The 5,661-nt window shown below is 58.2% G+C and carries 6 protein-coding genes; 4 read left to right on the top strand and 2 right to left on the bottom strand.

Going from position 1 to position 5,661, the window contains the following annotated elements; translation table 11 throughout:
• A partial coding sequence (locus A3754_RS18085; protein WP_156497068.1) for a lipid A-modifier LpxR family protein occupies positions 1 to 261 on the top strand: 261 nt, incomplete at its 5' end.
• Between the two features lie 130 nt (positions 262 to 391).
• Here the strand turns inward: A3754_RS18085 and A3754_RS18080 are convergent.
• Positions 392 to 928: a gamma carbonic anhydrase family protein gene (locus tag A3754_RS18080; protein WP_063520812.1), complete on the bottom strand. Its 537-nt coding sequence runs from the start codon at positions 926 to 928 to the stop codon at positions 392 to 394.
• A gap of 212 nt (positions 929 to 1,140) precedes the next feature.
• Between A3754_RS18080 and prlC the strand changes: the two genes are divergently transcribed.
• Both prlC and A3754_RS18070 read left to right on the top strand, forming a co-directional pair.
• The gene (gene prlC / locus A3754_RS18075; protein ID WP_063520811.1) at positions 1,141 to 3,174 is read left to right on the top strand and encodes an oligopeptidase A; all 2,034 of its coding nucleotides are present in this window, start codon (positions 1,141 to 1,143) and stop codon (positions 3,172 to 3,174) included.
• A gap of 78 nt (positions 3,175 to 3,252) precedes the next feature.
• Positions 3,253 to 3,450, top strand: a complete 198-nt coding sequence (locus A3754_RS18070; protein WP_063520810.1) for a YheV family putative metal-binding protein — start codon at positions 3,253 to 3,255, stop codon at positions 3,448 to 3,450.
• Positions 3,451 to 3,641: 191 nt separating this feature from the next.
• Here the strand turns inward: A3754_RS18070 and A3754_RS18065 are convergent, their stop codons facing one another.
• A complete protein-coding gene (locus A3754_RS18065; RefSeq protein ID WP_063520809.1) occupies positions 3,642 to 4,502 on the bottom strand; it encodes a metal-dependent hydrolase in 861 nt (286 codons plus the stop codon).
• Positions 4,503 to 4,605: 103 nt separating this feature from the next.
• Here A3754_RS18065 and A3754_RS18060 point away from each other — a divergent pair.
• Positions 4,606 to 5,661 (top strand): AraC family transcriptional regulator (locus A3754_RS18060; RefSeq protein ID WP_063520813.1); only part of this gene is annotated, 1,056 nt, incomplete at its 3' end.

Raw genomic sequence — 5,661 nt, 5'->3', positions numbered from 1 at the left:
GGCCTGTTCGATGGCAGCGGGTTTGGTTGGGAAGCGTTTGTGGCCAGCTTCGGTGAATACATCGGTTACTCCTACCTGGAACACCATGCCGAAGAATACGATGTGGAAGCCCGCGATGGCGTGTTGGGGTTAGTGTTGGGCGGTGGTGTTCACTGGGACCGTTTTTCGTTCACCCTGACACTGCAAAGTTCCACATCGCCCCTGCGTAGCAGCGATGACACCTTCAGCTTCGGCAATATGTCCTTCATGTGGCAGATCTGAGCTACGAGCTACGAGCTACGAGCTACGAGCTACGAGCTACGAAAAAAAACAGACAAAACCGGAAAAGTTCCTTGAGATCGGTGATTTCTACGGCCGGTTTAATGTTTTTCTGGCAGCTAGCTGCTCGTCGCTAGCTGCTGCTTTTCAAATACCGGTCTTTCAAGCGCACATAATTCCCCGCCACATAGGGCAAAAAGGCTTTCTCTTCCTCGGTGAGTGGACGCACCTGTCGCGCGGGTTGACCGCGATACAGATAGCCGCTTTCCAGACGTTTGCCCGGCCCGACCAGGGAGCCGGCGGCGACGATGACATCGTCTTCCACGATGGCGCCGTCCATGATGATCGCCTGCATGCCCACCATGACTCGGTTGCCCAGGGTGCAGCCGTGCAGCATGGCCTGGTGAGCGAGGGTCACATCGTCGCCGATCTGCAGCCCGAAGCCGCCGGGGTTGAAGGTGGAGTCGTGGGTAATGTGCAGCACTGCGTTATCCTGAATGCTGACCCGGGCGCCAATGCGGATGGCATGCATGTCGCCACGGATTACCGCCTTCGGCCACACGGAACAATCGTCGCCCAGAGTGACCTCGCCGATCACCGTAGCGTCCTCGTCCACATATACCCGTTTACCCAACTGCGGGGCCTTGTCTTCAAAGCGGCGAATCCCCATCACTGATACACTCGATAGTTCAAATTCATGGTTACAGGGGCACCTTTTGCAGACGCCCGCTCGTATACTGATAGCCATATTGATCTTGCTTGGCGTTTTTCTGCTAAGCAAGTGGCTGATATTCCAGACGCTGTTGCAGCCGGACGATACCGCTCGCCATCGGTTGCCAGCCGCGCAGACACACGCTGAACCCGGAGCAGGACAGGACACCCATGAGCAACAATCCGCTGATTGATTACCCGGCACTTCCTCCTTTTTCACAGATCCAGCCCGAGCATGTACTTCCTGCCGTGGAGCAGCTGGTGGCAGAGGGCCGTGCCCGTATTGAGCAGGTGCTGGCGGAGGGAAACTTCGACTACGCGCATCTGGTACAGGCGCTGGACCAGGAAGATGACCGACTTGGCAAGGCTTTCGGCCCGGCCGGGCATTTGAATGCTGTGGCCCAGAATGAAGCCTTGCGCAATGCCTACAACAGTTGCTTGCCCCTGCTTAGCGAATACGGGACTGAGGTGGGACAAAATGCGGCGCTTTGTGCGGCCTATCAGGCGCTGCGTGACAGCGAACAGTGGTTAACACTGAACGAAGCCCAGCAGAAAGATATCGACAACACCTTGCGTGATTTTCGTTTGTCCGGGGTGGATCTGCCGGAGGAAAAGAAAGCGCAATATATGGCGAACTCCAAGCGCTTGTCTGAACTGACCAGTAAATTCTCGGACAACGCCCTTGATGCTACCCAGGCGTGGAGCAAGCACATCACCGATGAAAACGAACTCGATGGCTTGCCCGACAGCGCCAAGGCCGGTGCTGCTGATCGCGCCAAAGCCGACGAAAAAGACGGCTGGCTACTGACCCTGGATGCCCCGGTATTTATTGCGGTGATGAGCCACTGTAAAAACGCAGAATTGCGCAAGGAAATGTACACCGCCTGGACCACCAAGGCTTCTGATCAGGGGCCGCAGGCGGGCCAGTTTGATAATGCGGCGATCATGGATGAGATCCTTGCGCTGCGGCACAAGCAGGCTCAATTGCTGGGCTTCGCCAATTACGCGGAAGAATCCCTGGCCACCAAAATGGCGCGGGATGTGAATGAGGTCGTACAGTTTCTCGAAGACCTGGCCCGTCGCGCCAAGCCCCAGGCGGAACAGGAGCTGGCAGAACTGAAAGCCTTTGCGGCGGAGCAAGGCGCCGGTGATTTAAACCCCTGGGATATCGGTTTCTGGAGCGAACGTTTGCGTGAAGCACGCTACGATATTTCCGAAGAAGAGCTGCGTCCCTGGTTTCCGGCGGACACGGTGATCAATGGCATGTTTTCTGTGGTCGGAAAATTGTTCGGCATTCAGTTTAAACAACGCACGGATGTGGATACCTGGCATGATGATGTGCGCTTCTACGAATTGGTGGATGATGATGGCAGTGTCCGAGCGGCTTTCTATCTGGACATGTATGCCCGCACCGGGAAACGCGGTGGCGCCTGGATGGACGATGCGCGTATTCGTCGCCGCCAGCCCGACGGCAGCCTGCAAACCCCGGTTGCCTACCTGACCTGTAACTTTGCACCGCCAGCCGGTGGCAAGCCGGGCCTGTTGACCCACGACGAAGTGGTCACCCTGTTCCACGAGTTTGGCCATGGCCTGCACCACATGCTGACCGAGCAGGATGTGTCCGGTATTTCCGGAATTAATGGTGTGGCCTGGGATGCGGTGGAACTGCCCAGCCAGTTTCTGGAAAACTGGTGCTGGACCGAGGAAGGCATCGCGCTGATTTCCGGCCATTACCAAACCGGTGAGCCGCTACCAAAAGAAAAACTGGAAAAGATGCTCGCCGCGAAAAACTTTCAGGGTGCTATGCAGATGGTGCGGCAAATCGAATTTTCCCTGTTCGATATGCGAATCCACGCGGAGTATCAACCGGGCCTGAATATTTATCAGGTATTGAATGAAGTGCGCGAACAGGTGGCGGTTATTCAACCGCCCGCCTTTAACCGTTTCCCCAACAGCTTCGGGCATATTTTTGCCGGCGGTTATGCGGCGGGTTACTACAGCTACAAGTGGGCAGAAGTCCTATCGGCAGATGCCTATTCCCGCTTTGAAGAAGAAGGCGAGTTCAACGAAGAAACCGGCCGCGCGTTCCGCACGGAAATTCTCGCCAAGGGCGGTAGCCGTGAACCCATGGAGCTATTCAAGGCGTTCCGTGGCCGCGAGCCCAGCGTGGAACCGCTGCTTCGCCATTGCGGGATTAATGGATAAAACGCTTGATGCCGGACGCCCGATGCCTGACGACAATGCGTCCGGCATCGGGCGTTCTTCGTTAAGCGGAGGGATGTTATGAAACGCCAGTTTATTGCCGGGGCAACCTGTCCGGAATGTGGGCAGATGGACAAGATCCAGCGCATTATCGATGGCGACAGCCAGTGGATGGAATGTGTGGCCTGCGGGGCGAAAAAGAATCTGGACGACAAGCCGCCAGAGGCCACCGATGCACTGGCCCAACCAGTGACTCTGCAGCCTGGCCCCAAAAAATAGATCGTTGCCGCTATTTTACAATGGACGAAGCGCGAAGGCGCTTCGTCACCTCTGATCCTGCTTCAAGTTAATGCCCGTAGTGCCTGGATTTAAGTCAGCAGCCTTGTCGCTTTGTCTCACCATGCAACCCTTTCCGGGTTTGTGATTTTAAGCGTCCGGCATCCGGCGTTTGGCATTCGGCAAAGCAGATATCAGGCCCAGTCACCCAGCCATTTTTTCTTCGCCTTTTCCACCAGATCGCGGGCATCGTGTTGCCACGGGTGGAAGCGCGGGCTGTAGAACTTGAAGTAGGACGGTAGCAGCTTGCGGAACACGCCGGGTTTGCCCCACATGTAGTTCAGGCCGCCGAGCCAGGACTTCACATTGGTCAGCTCGCCCTGTTCCTTCATAAGTTGCGTCAGATGCAGGGTAGAAAACAGCGGGAATAGAACGCTCACCAGTGCCATCTCGGTGACGCGGGTGAATTCGCTGCCGCCGATGTGCTTGTACACATCAAACGCCACGGCCTTGTGCTCGGATTCTTCAATGGCATGCCAGGCCCAGATCGGTGCCATGCGCGGGTCCATTTCATCCAGGGCGTCATATTTGAGCAGGAATTCTTCCGCCATCAGTGCGGTGAAATGCTCCACGGCCACGGTATGCGCCAGTTGCCGCTCCGGTGACAGGTTCTTGCGCATCCAGTCCATGAAGCCCTGAATTTCACGATCCAGACGGCCAAGGCCGACGCCCCGTTCTTCCAGATAGCCATTGAGCAGCTTGTGTTCCTTGGAGTGGTGGGCTTCCTGGCCGATAAAGGCACGCACGGCTTTCTTCAGCTCCGGATCGCTAATGCGGTCCTGATAATGTCGCACGGAATCAATGAAGAATCGCTCCCCGGCGGGGAAGCTGGCGGACAGGGCGCCCAGCAACAGGGTTTTTAGCGGGTCATTATCCCACCAGTATTTGGGCACATCGTCCGCCAGGTCGAAGTCCGGCTGGCGGACGGTGGGGATAACCATGGTCGGGCGGGCAGCGGTCGGATTGTTATGAAGCTGTTTTGCCGGTGCATTCATTTTGAGCCTCCTGGCGAAAAGGATACGTTGACGCTTGGCCCATATGGTACTGGTGAGCACCAGGAGTGCGTGAGATGCTGGGCGGACAAAGCACTTGTCATTGGTGGCCAAATTGTCTGAATCCTTCACCCTGATCGACTGGAGCCGTTTCCCTGACTGGGCCCGCCAGCGCAGCCTGGCGGTGACCTATGTGCGCATGTTTGTGGAGGTGGCGACGCAGCGAGGTGTCTCCCGCGAGACCTTGCTGTCCACTGCGGGGGTGCCGGCAGCATTGCTGGAGGACCCATCCGGGCGGGTGTCCCTGCAGGAGACGGTACAGGTGTTTGCGGCCGCTGCCGCGCTGACCGGTGACGCTGCCATTGGCCTGGAGGTGGGGCAGCGAATGCCGCTCACGGCCCATGGCAGCCTGGGTTATGTGCTTATGTGTGCGGGCAGTGCCCGCGAGGCCATTGGTCTGCTGGAGCGGTTCTGGCACCTGCGGGGCCGCAGTGTGGTTCTCAGCGTAAAGGAGGAGCGCGGCGGTCTGTTCTTCGAGTTGGTGCCGGAAGTGGTGTTGCCCGCTGCGGTGCGGGATGTGTTGCTCAGTTCCATGCTGGGCAGCATGGCCAGTGGCATGCAGTTTATTCTCCCTGACTTGTCGTTGGTGCCGGAAATCTGGCTGCAGGGCGAGCCGCCAACCTCTGGCCGTGCCATGGATGACGCGGCGGTGCCTGTGCGTTATCGCCAGGCACGGGCAGGCATCTGGGCGCCGGAAGCGGTGCAGTGGCTGGATAGCCCGCTGCCTACCGCCAATCCGGAAGCGCTGAGTCATGCCCTTGCCCAGTGTGAGCGGGAAAGCGCCTTGATGGCCCCCGGTGATACCTTGCTGCGTCAGGTGCGTGAGCTTTTGGTGCTGGGTGCGCACGGCTATCCGGCCCCGGAGCAGCTTGCCGAGCGTCTGCATCTGACGCCCCGCACGTTGCGGCGCCGGTTGCAGGAACGGGGGCAGGGGTTCCAGTCGTTGCTGGAAGAAGCCCGATACCGGGACAGCCGCCACCTGCTGGCCAGTTCCGATATGGAAATTCAGCGTATCAGCGAGCTACTGGGCTTTGCCGACCCGGCCAATTTTACCCGTGCGTTCAAGGGCTGGATGGGCATGACGCCCAGCCAGTGGCGCTCT

The sequence above is a fragment of the Alcanivorax sp. HI0083 genome (assembly GCF_001635175.1).
The sequence above is the reverse complement of the archived record's forward strand: the minus strand, read 5'-3'. Positions and strand labels throughout refer to the sequence as shown.